At 61.5% G+C, this 21205-nt stretch carries 23 protein-coding genes; 10 read left to right on the forward strand and 13 right to left on the reverse strand.

Annotation, left to right across the window (positions count from 1 at the left end; all coding sequences use genetic code 11):
• The first annotated feature begins 33 nt into the window (after positions 1–33).
• Entirely contained in the window at positions 34–969 is a 936-nt protein-coding gene (gene gshB / locus AC53L6_RS07945) for a glutathione synthase (RefSeq protein ID WP_496907456.1), read from the forward strand.
• Positions 966–1877, forward strand: coding sequence for an alpha/beta hydrolase (locus tag AC53L6_RS07950; RefSeq protein ID WP_496907457.1), 912 nt, complete (start codon positions 966–968; stop codon positions 1875–1877). The genes gshB and AC53L6_RS07950 overlap by 4 nt, the downstream gene beginning before the upstream one ends.
• On the opposite strand, the gene AC53L6_RS07955 is transcribed toward AC53L6_RS07950, so the two are convergent.
• On the reverse strand, positions 1847–3358 hold the full coding sequence (locus AC53L6_RS07955; RefSeq protein ID WP_496907458.1) for a YifB family Mg chelatase-like AAA ATPase: 1512 nt from the start codon (positions 3356–3358) through the stop codon (positions 1847–1849). The two genes, AC53L6_RS07950 and AC53L6_RS07955, sit on opposite strands and share 31 nt — an antisense overlap.
• Positions 3359–3460: 102 nt before the next feature.
• On the opposite strand from AC53L6_RS07955, the gene AC53L6_RS07960 reads away from it, so the two are divergent.
• On the forward strand, positions 3461–3793 hold the full coding sequence (locus AC53L6_RS07960; RefSeq protein WP_299704518.1) for a DnaJ family domain-containing protein: 333 nt from the start codon (positions 3461–3463) through the stop codon (positions 3791–3793).
• Here the strand turns inward: AC53L6_RS07960 and AC53L6_RS07965 are convergent.
• The 3 genes from AC53L6_RS07965 to cobU are packed head-to-tail and all read right to left on the reverse strand — an operon-like array spanning position 3783 to position 5613.
• Positions 3783–4463 carry a glutathione S-transferase gene (locus AC53L6_RS07965; protein ID WP_496907459.1) on the reverse strand — a complete coding sequence of 227 codons (681 nt, stop codon included), beginning with the start codon at positions 4461–4463 and terminating at the stop codon, positions 3783–3785. The two genes, AC53L6_RS07960 and AC53L6_RS07965, sit on opposite strands and share 11 nt — an antisense overlap.
• 59 nt (positions 4464–4522) lie before the next feature.
• Positions 4523–5095: a histidine phosphatase family protein gene (locus tag AC53L6_RS07970; RefSeq protein WP_496907460.1), complete on the reverse strand. Its 573-nt coding sequence runs from the start codon at positions 5093–5095 to the stop codon at positions 4523–4525.
• Positions 5092–5613 carry a bifunctional adenosylcobinamide kinase/adenosylcobinamide-phosphate guanylyltransferase gene (cobU, locus tag AC53L6_RS07975; RefSeq protein ID WP_496907461.1) on the reverse strand — a complete coding sequence of 174 codons (522 nt, stop codon included), beginning with the start codon at positions 5611–5613 and terminating at the stop codon, positions 5092–5094. Before cobU ends, AC53L6_RS07970 begins: the two co-directional genes overlap by 4 nt.
• 91 nt (positions 5614–5704) lie before the next feature.
• Between cobU and AC53L6_RS07980 the strand changes: the two genes are divergently transcribed.
• From AC53L6_RS07980 to AC53L6_RS08010, 7 genes are all read left to right on the forward strand, one after another.
• Positions 5705–6583, forward strand: a complete 879-nt coding sequence (locus AC53L6_RS07980) for an RNA polymerase factor sigma-32 (RefSeq protein ID WP_496907462.1) — start codon at positions 5705–5707, stop codon at positions 6581–6583.
• Positions 6580–7377 carry a ChaN family lipoprotein gene (locus tag AC53L6_RS07985; protein ID WP_496907463.1) on the forward strand — a complete coding sequence of 266 codons (798 nt, stop codon included), beginning with the start codon at positions 6580–6582 and terminating at the stop codon, positions 7375–7377. The genes AC53L6_RS07980 and AC53L6_RS07985 overlap by 4 nt, the downstream gene beginning before the upstream one ends.
• 147 nt (positions 7378–7524) lie before the next feature.
• A complete protein-coding gene (coaBC, locus tag AC53L6_RS07990; protein ID WP_496907464.1) occupies positions 7525–8718 on the forward strand; it encodes a bifunctional phosphopantothenoylcysteine decarboxylase/phosphopantothenate--cysteine ligase CoaBC in 1194 nt (397 codons plus the stop codon).
• Between the two features lie 52 nt (positions 8719–8770).
• Entirely contained in the window at positions 8771–9232 is a 462-nt protein-coding gene (gene dut / locus AC53L6_RS07995; RefSeq protein WP_299771681.1) for a dUTP diphosphatase, read from the forward strand.
• A complete protein-coding gene (locus AC53L6_RS08000) occupies positions 9232–10290 on the forward strand; it encodes a HesA/MoeB/ThiF family protein (RefSeq protein WP_299704502.1) in 1059 nt (352 codons plus the stop codon). The genes dut and AC53L6_RS08000 overlap by 1 nt, the downstream gene beginning before the upstream one ends.
• 37 nt (positions 10291–10327) lie before the next feature.
• On the forward strand, positions 10328–12340 hold the full coding sequence (locus tag AC53L6_RS08005; protein ID WP_496907465.1) for a M3 family metallopeptidase: 2013 nt from the start codon (positions 10328–10330) through the stop codon (positions 12338–12340).
• Between the two features lie 173 nt (positions 12341–12513).
• Positions 12514–12780, forward strand: a complete 267-nt coding sequence (locus tag AC53L6_RS08010; RefSeq protein ID WP_496907466.1) for a GFA family protein — start codon at positions 12514–12516, stop codon at positions 12778–12780.
• Between the two features lie 159 nt (positions 12781–12939).
• Here AC53L6_RS08010 and AC53L6_RS08015 read toward each other — a convergent pair whose 3' ends face one another.
• The 9 genes from AC53L6_RS08015 to AC53L6_RS08055 all read right to left on the reverse strand — a co-directional run bounded on the left by AC53L6_RS08015 (position 12940) and on the right by AC53L6_RS08055 (position 21179).
• Positions 12940–13356 carry a hypothetical protein gene (locus AC53L6_RS08015; RefSeq protein ID WP_496907467.1) on the reverse strand — a complete coding sequence of 139 codons (417 nt, stop codon included), beginning with the start codon at positions 13354–13356 and terminating at the stop codon, positions 12940–12942.
• Positions 13357–13552: 196 nt separating this feature from the next.
• On the reverse strand, positions 13553–14485 hold the full coding sequence (locus AC53L6_RS08020; protein WP_496907468.1) for a 2-hydroxyacid dehydrogenase: 933 nt from the start codon (positions 14483–14485) through the stop codon (positions 13553–13555).
• The gene (locus tag AC53L6_RS08025; RefSeq protein WP_299208400.1) at positions 14482–14892 is read right to left on the reverse strand and encodes a VOC family protein; all 411 of its coding nucleotides are present in this window, start codon (positions 14890–14892) and stop codon (positions 14482–14484) included. Before AC53L6_RS08025 ends, AC53L6_RS08020 begins: the two co-directional genes overlap by 4 nt.
• Before the next feature lie 106 nt (positions 14893–14998).
• Entirely contained in the window at positions 14999–15439 is a 441-nt protein-coding gene (locus tag AC53L6_RS08030) for a hypothetical protein (protein ID WP_496907469.1), read from the reverse strand.
• Positions 15440–15474: 35 nt separating this feature from the next.
• Positions 15475–16623, reverse strand: a complete 1149-nt coding sequence (gene rodA, locus AC53L6_RS08035) for a rod shape-determining protein RodA (protein WP_299771669.1) — start codon at positions 16621–16623, stop codon at positions 15475–15477.
• A complete protein-coding gene (mrdA, locus tag AC53L6_RS08040) occupies positions 16620–18563 on the reverse strand; it encodes a penicillin-binding protein 2 (RefSeq protein WP_496907470.1) in 1944 nt (647 codons plus the stop codon). Before mrdA ends, rodA begins: the two co-directional genes overlap by 4 nt.
• On the reverse strand, positions 18560–19099 hold the full coding sequence (locus AC53L6_RS08045; protein WP_496907471.1) for a rod shape-determining protein MreD: 540 nt from the start codon (positions 19097–19099) through the stop codon (positions 18560–18562). Before AC53L6_RS08045 ends, mrdA begins: the two co-directional genes overlap by 4 nt.
• Positions 19096–19986 (reverse strand): rod shape-determining protein MreC, encoded by an 891-nt coding sequence (mreC, locus tag AC53L6_RS08050; protein WP_299771665.1) that lies wholly within the window; start codon positions 19984–19986, stop codon positions 19096–19098. The genes AC53L6_RS08045 and mreC overlap by 4 nt, the downstream gene beginning before the upstream one ends.
• A 146-nt stretch (positions 19987–20132) precedes the next feature.
• Entirely contained in the window at positions 20133–21179 is a 1047-nt protein-coding gene (locus AC53L6_RS08055) for a rod shape-determining protein (RefSeq protein WP_076629964.1), read from the reverse strand.
• Positions 21180–21205 lie beyond the last annotated feature (26 nt).

Raw genomic sequence — 21205 nt, forward strand, 5'->3', positions numbered from 1 at the left:
ATCTAGAGGCGCAGACCACAGCGGAGTTGCGCCATGAAGATCGCCTTTCAGATGGACCCGATCGGGGCCGTGGACATCAATGCGGACAGCAGTTTTCGCCTGGCGGAAGAGGCGCAGACCCGGGGCCATACCTTGTTTTTCTACTCCCCGGATCACCTTGCCTATCAGGAAGGACGTATAACCGCCCGCGGCCATGATTTCACTGTCCAGCGGGTGCAGGGAGAACATGCGCAGTTTGGCTTGGAACGCGAAGTTGATCTTGCTGATTTCGATGTCATATGGCTGCGGCAGGATCCGCCCTTCGACATGCACTACATCACATCGACCCATTTGCTGGATCGTCTGAAAGGACAGGCACTGGTGGTGAACGATCCGTTCTGGGTCCGAAATTATCCTGAAAAGCTGCTGGTGCTGGATTTTCCGGACCTCACACCACCCACCACAATTGCCCGCGACCTGGACACGATCAAGGCGTTCAAGGCCAAGCATGGCGACGTGATCCTGAAGCCGCTCTACGGCAATGGTGGTGCGGGCGTGTTCCGGCTGGATGCCAATGACCGTAACCTCACCTCGTTGCACGAGTTGTTCACCGGGTTCAGTCGCGAGCCGCTGATTGTGCAAAAATTCCTGCCCGATGTATCGAATGGCGACAAGCGCGTGATCCTGGTCGATGGCGAGGCTGTGGGCGCCATTAACCGTGTGCCTGCTGCGGGCGAGACCCGGTCGAACATGCACGTGGGCGGACGGCCTGAAAAGATCGGCCTGACGGATCGCGATCTTGAGATTTGCGCGGCCATCGGTCCCTTGCTGAAAGAGAAGGGGCAGGTCTTTGTCGGTATTGATGTGATCGGCGACTACCTGACCGAGATCAACGTGACCTCGCCCACGGGCATCCAGGAACTGGAACGGTTTGATGGCGTGAATATTGCCGAGAAGATCTGGCAGGCCATTGAGGCAAAAACCGGATGAGCTTGCTTCGGCCGCTTCTCAACACCTATCTGCGCCTGACCGAAAAGCCGCACATGCAGAACGCGTCAGGACCGGATGCCTTGCGCCGCAGCCTTGAGACCAAGGCGCGCCTGCTTTTTCATCGACCTATGTCCATGCGCCTGAGGCGTGGGGCGTTGGCGGGGGAAGATGCCCTTTGGGCGACACCGCGACGAGGGGCCGAGCCGCAAACGACGATCTTGTACTTCCATGGGGGTGGGTTTGTGTTCGGATCGCCACAAACACATGGTGCCATGGCCGCCGCCCTTGCCAAGCGGGCGGCAGCGCGGGCGGTTTTGCCGCGTTACCCATTGGCCCCGGAGCATCCGTTTCCTGCCGCGCTTGATCATGCGATTGCTGCCTATCGTGAGTGCCGCGCGCAGGGTGGTCCCGTGATCGTTGGAGGTGACAGTGCCGGTGGAGGCTTGGCCCTGTCATTGCTTGCGCATTTGCTGATCGAAGGAGAGCCGACCCCTGATGCGGTTTTCGCATTCTCTCCGCTGACGGACCTGACCTTTTCCGGAGCGAGCATTCGCGACAACGCGAAGACAGATGTTGTTTTGCCGGCCGAACGGGCAAGTGAAATGTTGCAGATGTACCTGAACGGAGAAGATGCCACCAATCCGCTGGCAAGCCCTTTGTTTGCCGACTTTACCAATGCGCCGCCGGTTTGGATCACGGCAGGAGATACAGAAATCCTGCTGGACGACAGTCGTCGTGTTGTTGAGCGGATGCAGGGGCAGGGAGTCGACGTGACCTATGTCCAGGAACACGATCTGCCGCACGTTTGGCCCCTGTTCCACAACACGCTGCCCGAGGCGCGGCACACTCTCAATGCTTTGGCCGCGTGGATCAAAGCTCAGACTGGGACGAGTGCCGGGACCCGGTAGCTGACCGCCTCGGCTACGTGTGGTTTGCGCACATCTTCTGACCCGTCGAGGTCGGCAATTGTCCGAGCCACGCGCAATACGCGGTGATAGCCACGCGCCGACAACCCGAACCGATCCGCGACCTTAGTGAGCAGGTCGCGCCCCTCGGCATCTGGGGCGGCGTATTCGTCCAGCGCGGCACCGCTTAGGTCCGCATTGCTGCGCATCCTTGTATCAGTCAAACGTGCGCTTTGTAGTTGTCGTGCCGCATTGACCCGCGCGGCGACCGTGGCAGAGTTGTCGCCTGACGCTGGCAGGTCGAGGTCCGTGTAGGTGACCGGCGGCACGTCGACCCGCAGATCGAAACGGTCCATGAGCGGGCCGGAAATGCGCCCCATATAGTCCTCTCCGCAGGCAGGTGCGCGGCCACAGGCGCGGGATGCGTCCGATAGGTAGCCGCATTTGCAGGGGTTCGCGGCAGCTACCAGCATAAAGCGGCAGGGGTATTTGATGTGGTTGTTGGCGCGGGCCACCATGACCTCGCCCGTCTCGATCGGTTGGCGCAAGGTCTCAAGCACGGTGCGCGGAAATTCGGGGAACTCATCCATGAATAGGACACCATTATGGGCCAGCGATACCTCGCCCGGCTTGGCCCCGCGTCCGCCACCAATGATCGCGGCCATAGAGGCGGTGTGGTGTGGTTCGCGGAACGGGCGATCCATTGAAATGCCGCCTGCGTCCAGCAGACCGGCCAGCGAGTGGATCATCGAGGTTTCGAGCGCTTCCATCGCCGACAGCGGTGGCAAGATGCCCGGTAGGCGTGCGGCCAGCATGGATTTGCCAGACCCGGGCGTGCCGACCATCAGGAAATGGTGTCGCCCGGCGGCAGCCACCTCCATCGCCCGCTTGGCGCGTTCTTGTCCTTTGACATCGCGCAGGTCGGGCAGGCCGGTGCCGCTGGCGATCCGGCCAGCCTTTGCCGGTTCCAGCGTGACCTGACCCGTGTAGTGCCGGACTACGTCGCCAAGGGATGTGGCGGCAATGACCTTGGTTGCGTCAACCCATGCGGCTTCGGCCCCCGACCCCGCAGGGCACAGCAACCCGCGGTCCTGTTCGGCAGCGGCCATGGCAGCGGGCAGCGCGCCCAGAACGGGGACGAGGGTGCCGTCCAGGGACAGCTCTCCAAGGGCAACGGTGCCTTCCACCGTATCCTCGGGCAGGATGCCAAGGGCGGCGAGCAGCGCCAGCGCAATCGGTAGGTCGAAATGCGACCCTTCCTTGGGCAGATCGGCGGGCGACATGTTGATCGTGATCCGTTTCGACGGCAGCGCGATGGACATGGCTGTCAGGGCCGCGCGGACCCGGTCGCGCGCTTCGGACACGGCCTTGTCCGGCAGTCCTACGATGGAAAAGGCAGGCAGACCCGGTGTCATGGCGCATTGCACCTCGACCTCGCGCGCGTCGACCCCCTGAAATGCAACCGTATAGGCCCGTGCGACCATAACCATCTCCCTCACTCTTGGTTAACGATTACGGGGGCTTGGTTTACGATTGGTTAAAGTTTGGTTGCTGGTGGGATCATGTTGCGTCTGGTACAATAGGGCATGACGCGAGGCTTGCGCGAACTGATTGAACGGCAGATCCAGAAGGCCCGCCTTGAGGGTCAGCTGGATCGACTAGAGGGCGAAGGCAAACCCCTGCCTGACCGCCCCGAAGACACGTTTGTGGACACTGGAGATGCCGTCGGGTTTCGGATGATGGCGCAGGCCGGTGTTGTCCCCGAAGAGATAGAGATCAAACAGGCCCTGGCAGAGCAGCGTGCGCAGCTGGCACGCCTGACCGATCCGGTGGCACGCAAGGACGCGATGGCGGAGCTTGCGCGGTTGGAACTGCGTTACAACATCGCCCGCGAAGCCCGCCAACGGTTCATGCGCTAGGCCAATCCGTCGTCGGCAAACCCATATCGTAAGGGAACGGGTCATAAACCGTCTTCAGCCCCTCTGCCCGCCACGCTTTGAATGCCGGATCTGCCAGCGTGGTCATGCAGTAAGTGCGCGCCATGTCGGATACAGGCAGGTCGTAGCCCACGATCCGGGCGCACACCGGGGCATAGAAAACGTCAGCCAGCGAATAGGCACCAAACAGCCACGGACCGTCTGTTTTAAAGCGGGCGACATGGGTCCAGAGGGTTTCGATGCGGTCCAGATCGGTGCGGACCGCGTCCGACACCTCGAACCCGGTGTTCACTTGTTGCAGTTGCATGGCGCATGCGCCCCGCAGGGCGGAGAAGCCCGATGCCATCTCGGCACAGAGCCACCGGGCGGTGGCGCGCGCGGCGGGGTCTTTGGGCCACAGGCCGGCGTCCGGGTTCTGTTCGGCCAATGTCTCTGCCATGGCGATGCTTTCGCCCACCACCGTTCCGTCCGGCAGTTTCAGTGTGGGCACCAGCCGTGCAGGGGCCAGCGGTGCCAGGTCATCCGCCATGGTGCCCGAGTACAGTCCAATCATGTGGGTGCGGTAGGGCAGGCCGAATTTCTCTAGCATGAGCCAACCGCGCAGTGACCAGCTCGAAAAAGTGCGGTCGCCGATATAGAGGTCATAAGTCATGCGCTCAGGCTAGGCGGAGGGGCGTGCCTTTGCCCAACGGTGATTTGTGGGGTGTCGCATCACGGGGTGTGATTGATGGTTTCCGCCTGCCCGGTTGCGCGGTTGAGGCTGGTCACGGACAGTGGGTCGATCTTGTGGCCTAACACATCATGCGCGGTGATGCCCAACACAGCCTGTACCTGGGTCAGGATCACACCAAAATGCGCCACGGCGATGATATGGCGGCTGGGATGTGCCGCTTCGATGCGACGGACTGCCATGGCCACGCGGGCGGCGGACGCGTTCCAGCTTTCACCTCCGGGGGGCGCGTGATCTCCGGGTGTTTCCCAATAGGCGCGGCTCAGATCCGGGTGCCAATCGGCCACGGTTGAAAAATGCACACCGTCCCATGTGCCGAAGTGAAATTCGCGCAGGGCCGGGTCATGAGGCAGGCGCGTGCGCGTGCCTTGGAGGGCTGTTGCGGTGTTGATCGATCGGGTCAGGTCGGATGAGATGACAAGTGCATCGTTCGGTAGGTGCGCTGCCAGTCGTGTAATGGCGCCCGTGTCGCCCAGATCGGCATCCACATCCCGCCAGCCCGTGAATGTCTTTTGATGCGTTGGGCCGTGCCGCACCCAGTGCCAGGTGGTCATGGCGCGTCCCCCTTGCGCAGCTGCGGCAGGCCCGCCAGCACGTGCCATACGGTGTCCGCCTGCGCAGCCAAGGCGATGTTCAGACGCCCTTGTGCTTCGCGAAATCGGCGGGCCAGCGCGTTCTCGGGGACAATCCCCTGACCCACCTCGTTCGACACGACAACGACCGGCGCAGGGCAATCGGCAAGTGCAGCCAGTAGGGAAGTCTGGGCCGCGCCAATATCCGCCTCGTCCATCATTAGGTTGGTCAGCCACATGGTCGCGCAATCCAACAACACGGACTGATCCAGGGTTGCGCCACGCAACCCATCCTCGACCCCGTCGGCCGCGTTGATTGTGGTCCATTCCGCGCCACGCCGCGCTTTGTGCAGATCGACCTTGGCCTGCATCTCTTCGTCCCAGATGCGCGATGTCGCCAAGTAGATCGGCGTTAACCTACTGTTAAGGATCAGAGATTCCGCCCATTGCGACTTTCCTGAAGCCGCGCCTCCTAGAACGAGTGTCGTGTTGGGCAACATTTTTTCGTCTCACGAGTGAACCAATCGCGGGTTCGACCCGTATCCATATCAAGTGCGCAAAACAAGCATAACCATCCAGGGGGATGACTACATGGCATTGGATAATGTTCGGGACATGTCTCTATCGCGCACGGCGATGAAAGCCGAGTTGCTGGATGCAGAGACAGAATTGCGGCTTGCATATGCCTGGCGAGACGAACGGGACGAGGCGGCGCTTCACCGTCTGATCACGGCCTATATGCGGCTGGCCATCTCGATGGCGTCGAAGTTCAAACGCTACGGCGCGCCGATGAACGATTTGATCCAGGAAGCGGGCCTTGGCCTGATGAAGGCGGCGGACAAGTTCGACCCGGACCGCGGCGTGCGGTTTTCGACATATGCCGTCTGGTGGATTAAAGCATCGATTCAGGATTACGTCATGCGCAATTGGTCCATGGTGCGGACGGGTTCGACATCCTCGCAAAAGTCCCTCTTCTTTAACATGCGCCGTGTGCAGGCCCGGCTGGAACGTGAAAGCGCCGCCGCGGGCGAGACTTTGGACAAGCACCAGCTGCGTCAGATGATCTCGACCGAGATTGGCGTGCCCCTGCATGATGTTGAAATGATGGAAGGGCGCCTGTCGGGCTCTGACTATTCGCTGAATGCCACCCAATCCGTCGATGACGAAGGGCGGGAATGGATCGATGCACTTGAGGATGACAGCGCGCAGGCCGCGGAAACGGTCGAGCATTCGCACGACACCGAACAGTTGCGGGAATGGTTGCTGACTGCGCTGAACGGATTGAACGAACGTGAGCGTTTCATTGTCCGAGAGCGCAAGCTGCGCGAAGACCCCCGAACGCTGGAGAGCCTTGGCAACGAATTGAGCCTGTCGAAAGAGCGCGTGCGCCAGCTTGAGGCAGCGGCGTTCACAAAGATGCGCAAGGCACTGGAAAACCAAAGCCGCGAGGTCCATCATTTCCTCGTATGAGGACCTCGATAACACGCATCATTCTTGCCGCCGTCGCGACCATTCCGACGGCGGCATTTCTATTTGCGGCAACGGATTGGTCTGATTTCTCCGGTGAGGTGCTGATCATGGGCGAAGTCCATGATAGCCCGCAGCACCACGCGGAGCAGGCAAATGCGGTGCGGATCATCCAGCCCAAGGCGGTTGTCTTCGAAATGCTGACGCCGGAGGAGGCGCAGGCACTGGCAGAGGTGCCCCGCGATCCTGACGCAATGCGCGACGCAACCGGCAGCGTTCAATGGTCCAATATCGCGGACTACGCGGATGTTCTGGCGGCAAGCCCGGTGATCGTCGGTGCGGCCCTGTCACGCGAGGATATGCGCGCGGCCTTCAGTTCCGGCGCGGCTGAGGTGTTTGGCGCGGAAGCCGATTCCTATGGCCTGACACAGCCGCTGGCGGAAGAGGAACAGGCCATCCGCGAACTCAACCAGTTTGATGCGCACTGCGAAGCGATGCCGCAGGCGATGATGGGGGGGATGGTCGAGGCGCAGCGCCTGCGCGACGCCGCCTTTGCGCGGTCTGTCATCAAGGCGCTGGAGACCTATGGCAGCCCGGTGGTCCTGATCACTGGCAACGGCCATGCCAGGATGGATTGGGGGGTGCCCGCTTACCTGACGCGCGCACGCCCAACGCTTGACGTCACCAGCATCGGGCAAGGCGAACGGCAGGAGCCACCCGACGGCGTGTTTTCCTGGACGTTGAACGGAGCAGCCTCCCCAGACCGTGACGATCCGTGCGCGGTGTTCAAGCAATAGCCGACGTCGCTTCTTCCCTGTTTCAAAAAAATCCCGGGGGTGAGCGCGGATGCGCGAGGGGGCTGGCCCCCTGATTGCCGCAGGGCTGGTTCTCGGTGCCCTGTCCGCCTATGGTCACATCGATAACAGCCAGCTGGACACGCTATCATGCTGCAAGACAAACGAATTCTGCTGATCCTGACGGGTGGGATCGCAGCCTACAAAGGGCTCGACCTGATCCGGCGCCTGCGGGAACGCGGTGCGTCAGTGACGCCCGTTCTGACCCGCGCCGCCGAACAATTTGTAACGCCCCTGTCTGTGTCAGCGCTGGCAGGGGAAAAAGTCTATCGCGACCTGTTCGATCTGACAGATGAGGCTGAGATGGGGCACATCCAGCTCTCCCGGTCCGCCGATCTGATCCTTGTTGCTCCGGCAACCGCTGACATCATGGCAAAGATGGCGCAGGGTCGTGCTGATGATCTGGCGTCCACGCTTCTGCTCGCTACCGATACACCGGTGATGATCGCGCCTGCGATGAATGTCCGCATGTGGGATCACTCGGCGACACAACGCAACTTGGCGCAAATCGCGGATGATGGTGTTTCCGTTGTCGGTCCCAATGACGGCGACATGGCCTGCGGCGAATATGGTCCCGGCCGTATGTCCGAGCCGCTCGAGATCGCCGCAGCGGTCGAAGCGCATTTCGGCCCCAAGCCTCTAACGGGCAAGCATGTGTTGGTGACGTCTGGTCCAACCCACGAACCGATTGACCCGGTGCGCTACATTGCCAACCGCTCTTCCGGAGCGCAAGGCGCCGCTGTCGCGAGCGCGCTGGTTTCACTCGGAGCCGATGTCACCTTTGTCACTGGCCCGGCGGATGTTGCCGCCCCCGCAGGTGCGCGTGTCGTACCAGTACAAACAGCACAAGAGATGAAAGCGGCTGTTGACGCGGCACTGCCCGCCGATGCGGCTGTCTTTGCGGCCGCCGTGGCGGATTGGCGCGTGGCGACGGCCAGTGACCGCAAGCTCAAGAAATCGAAAGACGGGTTGCCGGTGCTGGAATTTGCCGAGAACCCAGACATTCTGGCAGGCGTGTCCCAGATGACCGCAGGACGACCCGGCCTGGTTGTCGGTTTTGCCGCCGAGACGGATGATGTGGAGGCCCACGCCACCGCCAAACGCGCGCGCAAAGGGTGCGACTGGATCGTTGCCAATGATGTGTCGCCTGAAACGGGCATCATGGGCGGGTCAGAGAATGCGGTGATCCTGATCACCGAGGATGGCGCCGATCCGTGGCCGCGTATGCCCAAGGCCGAGGTGGCGATGCGTCTCGCCCAGCGGATCGCGGACGCGTTAACGTAAGCGTCGCACCCACTGGCAGCGGCCGGACTTGAGTTTATTTGACAAGGTGAAAATGAGCAGAGTTGCATTGAAGATCATGCGTGTCGCCGGATCGGACCCGGACATTGCCTTGCCCGCTTACGAGACTGGTGGCGCGGCGGGAGCAGATATGCGGGCCAATTTCCCGGATGGTCAGACCGTGACACTTGCATCCGGCGAACGGGCATTGATCCCCACGGGCCTCGCTATGGCCATTCCACATGGGTTCGAGGTGCAGGTGCGCCCGCGCTCTGGTCTTGCGTTGAAACACGGCATCGCGCTGGTCAACAGCCCTGGCACTATCGACAGCGACTACCGGGGGCAGGTGGGTGTGATCCTTCTCAATACCTCGGACCAGCCGTTCGACGTGACCCATGGCATGCGGATCGCGCAGATGGTGCTGGCCCCCGTCGTACAGGCTGCGTTCGACGTGGTGGATACGCTTGATGACACCGCGCGTGGCGCTGGCGGCTTCGGTTCCACGGGGCGCGGCTGATGCTTCTGGTTGTCCTGCTTGCCGGGGTGTTGTGGGGCATCGGTGCCATGATGAACACGCCGCGCAAGGCGCGATGGTTGATGATCGGGCTGCTCTACGTGGTGGTGCTGGCCATTCAGGTCGCTTTGCCTACTGGTCATCCGCTGCGTATGGCAACCGGGGAAAGCCCCGCGCTGTGGCTGATCGTGGGCGGCTTCGCCGTGATCGCGGTTGGCTACCGGGCTGTTTTGCGCAAGCTGCGCAACCGTGCCGAGGTGGCGGAGGCCAAGGTTGCGCCAGCCGAAGCTCAGGAGGGACCGTTCAGCGATACCGAGCTTAACCGCTACGCCCGCCACATCGTACTGCGCGAGGTGGGCGGCCTCGGTCAGAAGAGGCTTAAGGACGCGAAGGTGCTTGTGGTTGGGGCAGGGGGGCTTGGTGCGCCGGTGCTGCAATACCTCGCCGCTGCCGGGGTTGGGACCATCGGTGTGATCGACGATGACACGGTGGAAAACACCAACCTGCAGCGCCAGACGATCCACACCGATGACCGGATCGGGATGCCCAAGGTCTTTTCGGCCCAGGCCGCGATGGAGGCGCAGAACCCATTTGTCACGGTGCGCCCTTATCACCGTCGCCTGACTGATGATGTGGTGGACGACCTGGTGGCAGAATATGATCTGGTGATCGACGGCACCGACAATTTCGACACGCGCTACCGGGTCAACGCTGCCGCCGTGCGGGCCGGCGTTCCCCTCATCTCGGGTGCGCTGACGCAATGGGAAGGGCAGGTGAGCGTGTTTGATCCCGCACGCAACGCCCCCTGTTACCGCTGCATCTTCCCCGAAGCGCCCGCGCCCGAACTGGCGCCCAATTGCGCCGAGGCCGGGGTGATCGGACCGCTGCCGGGCGTGGTTGGATCCATGATGGCGGTGGAAGCTGTCAAGCTGATCACCGGTGCAGGCACCCCCCTGCGCGGTGAAATGGTGATTTACGACGCGCTTTATGGCGAAAGCCGCAAGATCGCGCTGGCCCGCCGCAAGGACTGTGAAACCTGCGCCGGGGTGGTGGCGGGGTGAACCCCGCCCTACATCAGTATTCAAAGGAGACCCGCCCATGACCAACGTGCTGCTGCAAGACTGGGACACACCGTTCCAGATCGCCCCCTTTGACGCCATTTCAGATGATGATTTTGCCCCAGCGCTCGACATCGCCCTTGACGCCCACAAGGCCGAGATCGATGCGATTGCTGGCAGTGATGACGCACCCACATTCGCCAACGTGATCGAGGCATTAGAGGCGGCGGGCGAAGGCCTGGAAAAGGTGCTGGGCACGTTCTTTACCGTGGCAGGAGCCGACAGCAACCCGCAGCGCGAGGCGCTGCAACGGGACTTTTCCCCCAAACTGGCCGCGCATTTTGCCGAGATTTCCAGCAACAAGGCGCTGTTTGCCCGCATCGCAGCCGTGTGGGACGCCCGCGACGATCTGGACCTGACGGATGAACAAGCCCGCGTGCTGATGCTGACCCACCGCAACTATGTCCGGTCGGGCGCGGCACTTGACGGGGCGGACGATATCCGGATGAAGGAAATTAAGGGACGGCTCGCTGAGCTTGGCACTGCCTTTACCCAGAACCTGCTGGCGGATGAGCGCGATTGGTACATGGCGCTGGGCGACGGTGACATGGCCGGACTGCCTGCCTTTGTTGTCGATGCGGCGCACGCGGCCGGGGAAGAGAAAGAGGCCGGTGGCCCGGTTGTCACCCTGTCCCGCTCGATCATCGTACCTTTCCTGCAATTCTCGACCCGCCGCGATCTGCGGGAAAAGGCGTATCGCGCCTGGGCAGCACGCGGGGCCAATGGCGGTGAAACGGACAACCGTGCCATTGCCGCCGAGACGCTGAAGCTGCGGGAAGAACGGGCGAAGCTGCTGGGCTATGACAACTTTGCCAACTTCAAGCTGGAAACCGAGATGGCCAAGACGCCACAGGCCGTACGCGACCTGCTCATGGCCGTCTGGGAACCCGCCAAATCCCAGGCGAATGCAGATGCGTGGGTGTTGGAACAGATGCTCAAGGCCGACGGCATCGACGGCCCGCTGGAACCCTGGGACTGGCGTTTCTATGCCGAAAAGCGGCGCAAGGAACTGCACGATCTGGATGAGGCTGAGGTCAAACCGTATTTCCAACTCGACCGTATGATCGACGCGTCCTTTGATTGCGCAAGCCGCCTGTTCGGCCTCGCATTCAAACCGCTCGACATCCCGCTCTACCACCCGGATTGCCGCGCGTGGGAGGTTACGCGCGGTGGCGAGCATGTGGCCGTGTTCATCGGCGACTATTTTGCACGCGGTTCGAAACGGTCGGGGGCGTGGTGTTCGGCGATGCGGTCGCAGGCCAAGTATCCCAAACCGCAAACCCCCATCGTCATCAACGTGTGCAATTTCGCCAAGGGGGATCCGGCGCTCTTGTCCTATGACGACGCGCGCACGCTGTTCCACGAGTTTGGTCATGCGCTGCACCAGATGCTGTCAAACGTGACCTACGAGTCGATCAGTGGCACCTCTGTAGCCCGTGATTTTGTCGAGCTGCCCAGCCAGCTTTATGAACACTGGATGGACGTGCCGCAGGTGCTGCAAGAGTTTGCCACCCATGCTGAGACGGGGGAGGCGATGCCGCAGACCCTGCTCGACAATGTGTTGGCGGCAGCGACCTATGACATGGGGTTTCAGACGGTGGAATACGTCGCCTCGGCCCTTGTCGACCTTGAATTCCATGATGGCGATGCCCCTGCCGATCCGATGCAGAAACAGGCCGAGGTGCTGGAACGTCTCGAAATGCCCCACGCGATTGGGATGCGCCACGCCACGCCACACTTTGCGCATGTGTTTGCAGGCGATGGTTATTCGTCTGGATATTACAGTTACATGTGGTCCGAGGTGATGGATGCCGATGCCTTTGCCGCCTTCGAAGAGGCGGACGGCCCGTTTGATCCTGAAAAAGCGGCTGCCCTCGAGGAGCATATCCTCAGCACAGGTGGCAGTGTGGATGCGGCGGAACTGTACAAGGCGTTCCGCGGCCGTTTGCCCGGTGTTGATGCGCTGCTCAAGGGGCGGGGGCTGGCTGCATAAAGTGCCTGCTGCGCTACTCGGCCCCCCAATATCTGTGCGGAGGCGGCGTTTTGGTTTATGCCATGACGTTGGCGACATCCCGTGGGCTGATACGGAGAGCCTGAGGTCGGTGTCACGGTCCGCACGCCAAAATTACGAGGATCGCGAGCGGCTCCAAGAACGGGGAATGATACATGCTGACAGGAAGCTGCCATTGCGGTCAGGTGCGCTGGACCCTTGAGACAAGGCCAACTTCGGTCACGGCGTGCAATTGTACGATCTGCCGACGCTACGGAGCCTTGTGGGCCTATGGCTATGTCGGCCAAGACATCCAAACCGAAGGAGAAACAAGGACCTACCAGCGTTCCGACAGTGGCGATATCCGGTTCCATTTCTGTCCCGAGTGCGGGTGTGTGACCCACTATGTCGCGTGCATCGCGGATGAAAATGGGCGCAACTGAACTGCGGTGAATGTCAGGATGTCGGACATGGGAGCAATCAGTGAGCTGCCAATCCGTCGCTTTGACGGGCGCGACAGCTTCAGCGCGCTTTCAAGTGACGGTCGAAGCGTGAAGGATATGTGGTTCTAAGGCGCGTGCCGGCCGGGAGATAGGCTACCTTCATGCAGCTCTCAGGCGACAATATACAATCCGTTGTGAGCCGGGATGGATTTTGGGCTTCCCCAAGCGCGCCTTCAGAACGGAAAACCCGTAACCAAGAGACGCACAAGTACACAGGCTGACCCCGGTTTCCTCTTGAACCAATGTCAACTCATCCGCCTCGAATACAAGGTGGAACCCGCGCGTTTCCAACGCGTGGATCAGGTCTGACCAGTCTTCGGCTGCTTCAAAGACAGGACCGACAAAACAGGCCAGTGCGACGGCCGTTTCACAATCCAATGCGCTTTCTTTTTCGCCGCGGCCGTGAATTGCCCAGACATTTGGGATAACGCGGTCCCGATAGTCCGATTGCCCAAGGGGGATCGGTGGTGCGTCGTCTGCATTTGGGTGGTTCGGAAAGTTGAAACTATCAAACATGGTTTTCGCCCTTCTATGCGTTGGTATCTCTCCCAACGAGGATGAAGGAGCGGGGTGAAAAGAATTCCGCAATCAAATGAAAGCGGGTTAAATTTGGAATGAGCAGCGCGTTACCGGCACTGCGCGAAGAACCGGATCGGAAGCTACTTTGACGGGGTAGTATGTGCAATCCGGTTTGGCCAACCGCAGAGACGGTTCAGTAGCCTGCTGACCTGTCCACAAGGTACAAGAACGGTTCCCCGGCCTCACCCCGGCGGACGTTCTCGGCAACGGTCTTGCTGGAATAAGCCGCGCGGGTTTCCGAGGCCACATGCGGTGTCACCGTGACGCGCGGGTGGGTCCAGTACCGGTGTTCGGCGGGCAAGGGTTCGACGCGAAACACGTCCAGCGTCGCGTGGTCGATATGGCCTGTGTCCAAGGCCGCCAGCAGTGCTTCATCATCGATCAACGGCCCGCGTCCCGGATTCAAGATACGCGCACCTTCCGGCATCAATGCCAGCGTGCGGGCGTTCAGTGTGTTCTCGGTTGCCGGGGTCTTGGGCAGCAGCAGCACGCAATAATCCGCGACACGCAGCGCATCCTCTAACCCATCCACGCCGGAGAGGCAGGTGATGCCTGGGATGTCCTTCTGTGACCGGCTCCACCCCGTCACGGCAAAGCCGAGCGCACCAAGGGTCGTGGCACAGGCAGCCCCCAACTCACCCAGTCCCAGCACTGTCACCCGCGTGTCAAAGGACAGGGGCGGGGCCTTTGGTTCCCATGTGCCTGGGGCAGCATTGATGTGCGCATCCATGCCCAGATGCAGGCGCAGGATATGCCCGGTGGCCCACTCGATCATCCCTTGGGTCAGCGCAGGATCAACCATGCGGGCGAGCGGCAGGTGCAGGGTCGGATTGCCCACGATGGCCTCGACCCCTGCCCAGAGGTTCAGCACCGCCTTGGCACGGGTGAACGGAGTGAAATCCTTTACCTCGGAATTGGGGGCATAGACGATGTAGTCGACCTTATCGGCGGGGATGTCGGTTGCGATGTGGGCATCTACACCTACGGCGGCGATCTCCTTGCGCAAGGGTGCTTCGTATTCCGTCCAACGGTCTTCGGTGGCGGCAAACAGGACACTCACACTCATGTGGCAAAGGCCTCATCCATATCGGCCATGCCCTTGATTTCGATCGGATTGCCCGAGGGATCGGTGAAGAACATCGTACTCTGCTCGCCCGGCTGCCCTTCGAACCGTATCTGCGGGGACAGGATGAAATCCATGCCCTCGGTTTGCAACTTGTCCGCCAGCGCACGCCAGTCGGACATGGACAGGACGGCCCCGAAATGCGGCATGGGCACATCGTGGTTCCCCACCTTGCCGGTTGGGGCGCTATCGAACGGCTTGCCCAGATGGCAACTGAGCTGGTGACCGAAGAAATCGAAATCCACCCAGGTGTCGGTGCTGCGCCCCTCGGCACAGCCCAGCAGGTCGCCGTAGAACGCGCGGGTCGCGTCCAGATCAGTCACGTTGAAGGCAAGGTGAAACAGGGCCATGGGCACCTCCGCATCTAAGTCATCTGGGGATCGGTGTAGCGTTGCGGGCGACAAATGCAAAACCGCGTCTTGTGATGTTGTTCACACGGATATGCGATGGATCGGCTCAGGTGGCTGTCTTCTTCATGTAGGCGTCCAGCATGTCCTCCGGCGCGCCGTGATCAGACAGTATCGTGGCCGTCCATGCGCCCACTTCAAAGGTCACGATGTCCATCTCCCAAACGCAGCCAAAGACCTCCGTCTTGCCCGTGTCAAAGTGGGTGGGTGTATCCCAAGGAGCGCGCAGCTGATCAATATGCGCCAGAACGCTGCCCCATTGCCAATAGAACACAGGGGACACGACTGCGGTTTCGGCAAAATGGATCAGCTGAAAGCCGACGCCATGGTTGCCATCCGCATCGACCAAGGTGCCAGCTTGTGGCAGGCGATCGAATGCGGTGGCGGTCGCTGCGGCTGCAACCTCTTCCGAGAAGGCGCGGTCATCGGCCAGAATGGCGTACCGCTTCAACTGCCATCCTGCGGAGTGTTCCAGGTCCAAAGACAGCACTTTCCGCGTGCAAAATGGATCAAGATGACCCACGATCAGTGCCCGTGTCGCGGCCGATGCACATGCGCACTTTGCGCCAGGCCAAAGGCAAGCATCAGAACCAACATCGCCGACCCGCCATAGCTGACCAGTGGCAGCGGCACACCCACAACCGGGGCAAGGCCCATGACCATCGACATATTGACCGCGAAGAAGAGGAAAAAGTTCAGCGCGATGCCAAGGGTCAGCAGCGACGAAAACCGGTCCTTGTTTGCGAGTGCCGAGGCCACGCAGAACAGGATGATCAGGGCATAAAGTACCAGCAGCGAAAACGCCCCGATGAACCCGAATTCCTCGGCCAGCGTGGTAAAGATGAAGTCTGTGTGCTTTTCTGGTAGGAAGTTAAGCCGCGACTGCGTGCCTTGCATGAACCCCCGGCCCGTCCAGCCGCCTGATCCTAGCGCGATCTTGGATTGTGTGATGTGGTAGCCCGCCCCCAACGGGTCCGAAGCCGGATCAAGGAATGTATCGATGCGGCGGTATTGATAGTCCTTCAGCAACTGCCATTCGGTGCCACGGAACTGGAAGACGGCTGTGATCAGGCCCACGCCCGCACCGATCACGGCCGCGAAATAGGCCCAGTGGACTCCCGCGACAAACATCATCCCGCCCCCCGCTGCCAGCAGCAGGATCGACGTGCCTAGATCAGGTTGACGCAGCACCATGGCCACAGGCAGCAGGATAAGTACAACGGGGATGAGCACCCAGAACGGGCGCGATTTCTTGTGGCTGGGCAACCAGTCGTAATAGGCGGCCAGGATCATCACCAGCGTGACCTTGGCCAGTTCCGAGGGCTGCAGCCGCATGAAACCCAGATCAATCCATCGCTGCGCACCCTTGCCGACTGACCCGAACAATTCGACGCCCAAAAGCAACAGCAACGTCCCGGCAAACGCGACACCAGCCATGTTGCGCCAGAACCATATGGGCACCATCGCCACGACCAGCATCAGCGCGAAACCCATGACGAAGCGTTTCATCTGCGGCTCGGCCCACGGGCTGAATGACCCACCTGCGACAGAGTAGAGCATCAGGAACCCAACCCCGGCCACAGCAGCCAGAAGCAGGGCGAGGGGCCAGTTCAGGAACAGGATCTTGCGCGGCCCCGCGGGGACATGTTTGACCGTATATTCAAGATAACTCATGCCTGATCGCTTCCCGCGATATTGGCGACAGGCTGCATACCACGCAGCACCTGTTGCTGGGTCTCGATCCGGCCACGGTCCTTGGTCGGGTAAGCCTCAAGTGGAGGTTCACCTCCATAGAGCGCCTGCAACGTCACATCCCGGGCAATGGGGGCTGCGGCCTTGGACCCGCCGCCGCCATGTTCCACCACGACGGCTACGGCATACTTGGGGTCGTCATAGGGCGCGAAATTCACGAACAGCGCGTGGTCGCGCCGTTCCCATGGCAGGTCTTCGTTGCGGACCACGCCCGCGCGCCGTTCGGCGGCGGTGATGTTGCGCACCTGGCTGGTCCCGGTCTTGCCTGCCATGCGCATGGCGTCTTCGATGATCCGACTGCCATAGGCCGTACCGCGCCGGTCATTCACAGTGGCGAACATGGCCCGGCGCATCTTGCGCAGGTTGTTTTCGTTCATCCCCATATTGGTCCCGGCACCCGATGGTTGTTCGATCCCATCCACCGTTTTGATCAGGCGGGGGGTCACAGAGTTGCCAGACGCAAGGCGCGCCGTCATCACGGCAAGCTGCAGCGGCGAGGCCAGCATGAAACCTTGCCCGATGGACGCGTTGACCGTGTCGCCGATGACCCAATCCTGACCGTGCACCCGGCTCTTCCAATCCTTGGTAGGCGTCAGCCCCTTCGCCACGGCGGACATGGGTACGTCGTGGCGTTCGCCCAGCCCAAAGCGGTTGGCCATGGCGCTGATCTTTTCGATCCCGACCTTCAGGGCCAGATCGTAGTAGTAGACATCGCAGGATTGCTTGAGTGAGTTTTGCAGATCGACCCAACCATGCCCCGCCCGCTTCCAGCAGTGAAAACGGCGGCCCGCCACTTCCAGATGGCCGGGGCAGTAGACGGTTTCGTCGGGGCCGATCAACCCTTCCTCAAGCGCGGCCATGGCCGTGATCATCTTGAAGGTCGAACCGGGCGGGTAGGTGCCCTGCACGGATTTCGAGGCAAGGGGGCGGTACTTGTTTTCCGTCAGTGACTTGTAATCCCGGCTGGAAATGCCGCGCACAAACAGGTTCGGGTCAAAAGTGGGGGCCGAGGCGATGGCCAGCAGGTCGCCGGACTGCACATCCATCACGATGGCGCTGGCGCTTTCAGTGCTCAGACGTGCCTGCACATAGCTTTGCAGCTTGGCGTCAATGGTCAGCTGCATGTCCGACCCTGGGATGCCCTCCCGCCGGTCCAGTTCGCGCATGACGCGGCCTGCCGCGTTGACTTCGACCCGGCGTGCACCGGCCTTGCCGCGCAGGTTCTCTTCGATCTTGGCTTCGACGCCGACCTTGCCGATCTGGAACCGGGGGATGCGCAGCAACTGGTCCGGGTCCTCGATCCGCTCCAGATCGTAGTCGCTGACTGGCCCCACATAGCCCAGCACGTGGGCATAGTCCGATCCCAGCGGGTACACGCGGCTCAGGCCCACCTCTGGCGTCACACCGGGCAGGGCCGGGGCGTTGACGCTGACGCGGCTCAGGTCTTCCCAGCTGACCTCATCGGCAAAGGTGATCGGCAGGAAAGGGGCCGAGCGTTTCATCTCCGCCATGGCGCGCGCTACTTCGTCCGGGTCAAGCGAGACGAGCTTGCCCAGGCTTTGCACCACGTCTTCGACCTCACCTGCATCTTCGCGCACGATGACGATACGGTAGCTTGGGACATTGCGAGCCAAGGGCACGCCGTTGCGGTCAAAGATTTCGCCGCGCGATGGAGGGATCAGCCGGATGTTGATCCGGTTTTCTTCGGCCAGCAGGCGGAACTGGTCGGCCTGATCGACTTGCAGGAACTGCATCCGGGCACCAAGTGCGCCGACAAATGCCAGCTGCACCCCACCGAGGATGGCGGCGCGGCGTGTGACCAGACGGTGGTTTGCCTCTGTATCGATACGGGGGCGTTTCATGAGCGTACCCCTTTGCCGTCAATGTCGCCGGGTGTTGGTTTGCGCACGCCCATCAGAACATGTGTGACGACCACGACAACCGGGTATGCGATGGCTGTGACCACGATCTGTATGAGTGCCGGGCCCAGTTGTGGCACTTCGACCAGAAAGACCGCCAGTGCCAGCCGGTAGGCGATGCCGATGCCCACGATCCACAGCACGGCTGACACCAATTCGGTGGCAAGGCTTGCATCCCGCAGGCTTCGGGATTGTGTCTTCATCTGCTCGCAGGCGATGAGGGCCAGAAGGGCCCAGAGCCCGGGCGGGCGTTGCAGCAGCAAGTCGGCCATCAGAAATGTCCCCGCAAGCAGCGCGGCTGGCACGTATTCAGGGCGCCGGACGGACCATGCAATTGCAAAGGTCAGTAGAAAGTCAGGCCAGATCAGCCCGCCTGTTGCGGTTTGCAGGGGCAGCAGGTGGAAGAACAGGATTGTTGTGACCAGCAAGATGAACCAGATCCGCATGGCCCAGAGATGAGACGCTGCACCTTCGTTCATTCCGCCACCTCGGTTTCCAGCAGTGCTGCACCGCCGGGGGCGAGTACATTGCTGTCGTCATTGACAGGTTCGTTGCCGTAATGGCGCAGCACGCGCAGGAATTCCAGGCGCTCGTAATCTGCGGCCAACCTGACCCTGAGCCGTCCACCCGGATCGGCCGCGACCTGTCCGATCAGGAGCCCCGCCGGGAACACGCCGCCGTCGCCACTGCTGATCACACGGTCGCCGGGGCGCACAAGGTCGGGATTTTCCAGAAAGTCGATCGGGGGCGCTGCCGAGTTGTCGCCGGCCACGATGGCGTTCTGCCCGGAGGGCTGGATGATCGCGGGCACGCGGCTGGAGGCGTCGGTGACCATGATCACACGGCTCGTGTTCTGGGCCACGCCCGAGATGCGGCCTACAAGGCCAATACCGTCCATGGTCGCCCAGCCTTCGACAATACCATCGCGCGCGCCCACGTTCAGCAGCACGGACTGGCGGAACGGTGAGCCACTGTCGGCCAGAACGACACCGGTGATGTAGGTCAGGCGAGGGTCGAGCCGGACATTGTTGAGGTCCAGAAGCCGCGCGTTTTCCTGTTCGAGCTGGAGGGCCGCCTCTTTCCAGGCCTGCATCTGGCGCAGTTCGCGGCGCAGTTCGGTGTTCTGCTCGGCGATGCGGCGGTAGCTTTGGAAATCGCGGAACAGGTTGATCGTGCCCGTGACGGGTGCCATCGCCCAGTCCATGTTGGGGACAACCCGGTCCGTCACTTGTGCCCGGAACCGTTCGACGCGGGGGCTGTCGATGCGCCAGACCAAAAATGTGCCGGCCAAAACCAGCACCAGCACAGCCAAAACCAGCCGCCGCAGCGGGCCGCCGTAATCTACCTGTGCGCGGTCCTTGGCCAAGGCGGTGTCACCTCAAGATCTGGTCCGTTTCATGGATGGTCCGATATTTGCCCCGACAGGGCAAGAGACCTGGTGTCCCATGCTGGGACAAATCTTTTTGATCATTAAAACAGGGCGTTAGATGGTTGCCAGAATCTTAACGCCGCTTAGCTGTCGTAGTCGATGGCGTGGCGGAGTTGTTTTTCGTATTCCAGCGCCTTGCCGGTGCCAAGCGCCACGCAGTTCAAGCTTTCGTCAGCGATGGACACTGCAAGGCCCGTCTGTTCGCGCAGCGCGAGGTCGAGATCGCCCAGAAGCGCGCCGCCGCCGGTCAGCATCACGCCCCGGTCCACGATGTCGGCCGCAAGGTCGGGCGGCGTGGTTTCAAGCGCGGTCATGACAGCTTCGCAGATCTGCTGAACTGGTTCGGCCAGAGCCTCGGCAATCTGCGCTTGGGTCACTTCGATTTCCTTGGGCACACCATTCAGCAGGTCACGGCCCCGGATCTGCATGGAGGTACCGCGCCCATCGTCGGGCATGCGGGCGGTGCCGATGCTGGTCTTGATCCGCTCGGCGGTGGTTTCACCGACCAGAAGGTTCTGCTGGCGGCGTAGGTAGGAAATGATCGCCTCGTCCATGCGGTCACCACCGACACGGACCGAGCGGGCATAAACGATGTCGCCCAGCGACAGAACGGCCACTTCGGTCGTACCACCGCCGATGTCGACAACCATGTTGCCCGTGGGGTCAGTGATAGGCATGCCCGCACCGATGGCCGCTGCGATGGGTTCGGCAATCAGGCCCGCGCGACGTGCACCGGCGGACAGCACGGACTGTCGAATAGCGCGTTTTTCAACGGGCGTTGCACCGTGTGGAACGCAGACGATGATTTTCGGTTTGGAGAAGGTCGAGCGTTTGTGCACCTTGCGAATGAAGTGCTTGATCATCTCTTCGGCGGTGTCGAAGTCGGCAATCACGCCTTCGCGCATGGGACGGATGGCTTCGATGCTGCCGGGTGTCCGGCCCAGCATCAGCTTGGCGTCTTCGCCCACGGCGAGCACCTTCTTGACCCCGTCCTTGACGTGGTAGGCCACGACCGAGGGTTCCGACAGGATCACGCCGCGCCCTTTGACATAGACCAGCGTGTTGGCGGTACCGAGGTCAATCGCCATGTCGGACGAAAAGAGCCCACCCAGATTTCCGAATACTGACATGCCCGTGCACCCTGCCTTTGCGTGGC

It is taken from the genome of Tateyamaria sp. LSS28, from assembly GCF_059611725.1.